This is a genomic window from Pseudomonas sp. P5_A2_2, from assembly GCF_054177685.1.
Window position 1 is genome coordinate 1 of the sequence record NZ_JBGCUL010000751.1, and the last position, 2224, is coordinate 2224.

The window sequence follows — 2224 nt, forward strand, 5'->3', positions numbered from 1 at the left end:
CAATGCCTGAAAGGCGGTCCAAAGATCCATCAATCCCCCAAAAGGCTATGCGCGTCGGCATGCCCCGTTAGTATTTTTCAAAAGCTTGAATTGCGATTAGCGTAGCTGAAGCACCGCGCATCAAGGATCACCACAGAGCCGTAAAAATCCTGTGAAAAAACAACCCTGATTCGGGTTTATCCGCGCGGGGCCGAAATCCTACCAGACAAGTCCGATTGGCGCTGCCGCGTTATCGGGCGCCAATGAAGCACACCCTGCGCCACGGGATTCTCGACGCCGATCCGGTTACAATCCGTCCCCTTTTCGATTTTACCAAGGAGCCTCCATGTCCGGGCTTGAACTGTTTGCCGCCGCCCTCGGTGTCATTGCCGTCTGGTTGACAGTCAAACAGAACCCCTGGTGCTGGCCCATCGGCCTGGTCATGGTGCTGCTCTATAGCTGGATCTTTTTTGAGGTGAAGCTGTATTCGGACATGCTGCTGCAAGTCGTCTATGCCGCCTTGCAGCTTTACGGTTGGTGGCAGTGGACGCGGTTTGGCGAAACGACCCATGGCCGCGAAGTCAGTCGGCTCGATACCCGGTCCGTGGCGTTGAGCCTTGCCATCGGTGCAATTGGCAGCCTGTTGCTGGGGGCGGCCATGGCCCACTGGACCGATGCCGCACAACCCTGGCTCGATGCGGCTCTGACCGGGTTCAGCCTGGTGGCGCAGGTCTGGATGGCGCAAAAGCGTGTCCAGTGCTGGCCGCTGTGGATCGCCCTGGATGTGATTTTCGTCGGGCTGTTCATCTATAAGGACCTGTACCTGACCGCCACCCTGTACGGCTTGTTCACTGTGATCGCCGTGCAAGGCTGGCGCGAATGGCGTGCCGATCCGGCATTGCACGCATGAAAGTCCTGGTACTCACAGGCCCCGAATCCAGCGGTAAAAGCTGGCTGGCGGCCGAGTTGCAACAGCGCTTCGGCGGGATTCTGGTCGACGAGTATGTGCGCTGGTTCATCGAGCAGAATCCGCGGGACACCACCCTGGCCGACATTCCGGACATCGCCCGCGGTCAATTGGCATGGGAGGACGAAGCACGAGCACAACAACCGCCTTTGCTCATCCTCGACACGCACCTGCTGAGCAATATCCTCTGGAGCCAAACCCTGTTCGGCGACTGTCCCGCCTGGATCRAACAAGCGCTACTGGCCCGGCATTACGACTTGCACTTGCTGCTGTCGCCGGAACACGTTGCCTGGACGGATGATGGCCAGCGTTGCCAGCCCCGATTGAGTGAGCGCCAGGCATTTTTCGACCAGACCCTGGCCTGGCTCGAGCACCACGCACAATCCGTTGAAGTACTGCAGGGAGATTGGGCAGATCGCCGACTCCAGGCACTGAACGCGGTGACCCGATTGCTCGAGGCCTGACCGGCGTTTGGGGCATTCTCCCCCGCCCCCCTGTTTTGGGTGAAAAGTGTCCGATCCTGAAACACCCTTCCTGTCTCAAACCACCCATTTCAGCGCCCTTCATCGTTTGCTCACCGGACTTGTAAAGGCGCTGATACAGCATCGCCAAGACCCTTGTTCTAGAGCGGTGCATCCGCATATCCTGGCTGCCTGCGCAGGGTTTTGTCTCACCGTTGAAACATCCTCGGCAAAGGGCTCCCGGACAACATCCATAAGCCATTGAATCAACACGATATTCAAAAACCGGCACAACTTTCGCTCTCTCCTTTATACAGCTGACCAGGGCCAGCCCACAAAAGAAGGAAAGATGATCGTGGGGATACTCGGTAAAAAAGGCTTTACGTGGCTCTTGGTGATCGCGAGCGCTGCCGGTGCGCTTCTCAGTTTCAATGTTCAAGCCGAAGGCAACGGTGTCATCGTGCTCGATCGAACCATTCACCCAACACCTGTCGGTCGCAGCAGCGGCACAGATCCGAACCCGAACACCGTCAATGCCAACCCGTCGGCCCGAGTTACCGGCGAACTCAGCGATGCCGACATCGCCGGGGTCACCACCGGAACGGCCCTTCGCCACAACAACGGGCAAAGCCTGGGTGGCGTGCAAGGCCTCAACGTCGTCACCAACCCCAACGGTATGCCCGGCATGTCCGTCGGCCAGGGTGGTGGCAGTGGCAGCGCGATTTCCGGGACCATCAACCGTGCCATGAGCAGCGGCCTCGGCTCACTGGGCAGAATGGCGGGAGGCCAATGAGATGAGTCGGTCCCTGCTGCTACT

General features: G+C 58.8%; 3 protein-coding genes. All 3 read left to right on the forward strand.

What is annotated here, in order from left to right; all coding sequences use genetic code 11:
• The first annotated feature begins 325 nt into the window (after window positions 1-325).
• A complete protein-coding gene (pnuC, locus tag ACXRVY_RS25165; RefSeq protein WP_223457115.1) occupies window positions 326-889 on the forward strand; it encodes a nicotinamide riboside transporter PnuC in 564 nt (187 codons plus the stop codon).
• Window positions 886-1410, forward strand: coding sequence for an AAA family ATPase (locus tag ACXRVY_RS25170; protein ID WP_458238538.1), 525 nt, complete (start codon window positions 886-888; stop codon window positions 1408-1410). Before pnuC ends, ACXRVY_RS25170 begins: the two co-directional genes overlap by 4 nt.
• A gap of 346 nt (window positions 1411-1756) precedes the next feature.
• A complete protein-coding gene (locus tag ACXRVY_RS25175) occupies window positions 1757-2200 on the forward strand; it encodes a hypothetical protein (protein ID WP_457265991.1) in 444 nt (147 codons plus the stop codon).
• Window positions 2201-2224: the final 24 nt, after the last annotated feature.